This window comes from Vibrio sp. 2130-1 (assembly GCF_033339515.1).
The window spans coordinates 1-600 of the sequence record NZ_JAWOUT010000476.1; the positions used below are offsets into that span (position 1 = coordinate 1).

The 600-nt window shown below is 48.0% G+C and carries 1 protein-coding gene; it reads right to left on the bottom strand.

Going from position 1 to position 600, the window contains the following annotated elements; translation table 11 throughout:
* The coding region (locus R7Q09_RS26930; RefSeq protein ID WP_411913131.1) for an autotransporter assembly complex protein TamA at window positions 1-600 on the bottom strand (600 nt) is incomplete at both ends.

Here is a 600-nt window from a genome sequence, read left to right on the forward strand (position 1 = left end):
GGACACGAGTACGCGAAAAGGTTGCCCCTGGAAGCACAAACTGCACGCCATCATCTTGCAAACCTTGCGAGAAGTTTTCGTACAAGTGACGAACGTAGACGGTTTTGTGCCAACCACCGTCGGTTAACCAGTGTCTTTCTACCGCAAGGTTTGATTCCAAACTCTCAGTATCACGGTTGTCCAAATGCTTCAGACCAAATTGCAATTGATAGTATTCACGTAAGACGTCGTCTAATGGAATTTTGTAGCCGGCGGTGATGGTTTGTTCTGGTTTGGAGAGAGAAAGCGCCGTATTAAAGCTATGGCCGCGCGCACTTACCCATGGTTTTTTCCATTTTAAAGTACCGCGTACACCCGTATCGGTGGAGTAACCAATACCGGTTTCAATCTGGTTTTTCGCAGCAGGCGCTAACGAGACTTTAATCGGCAACTCGCGCCCATCTTCAAGCTTGCTTACGTCAGGCTCAACAAACACGGAGGAGAACCAATCGGTGTTAGAGAGGTTTTGGTTGTATTCACCCACATCAGAGACAAGGTAAGGTTCACCAATTTCAAAAGGTCGCATCGACTCAACACGGTTTTCCCAGATCTGGCTTCCCG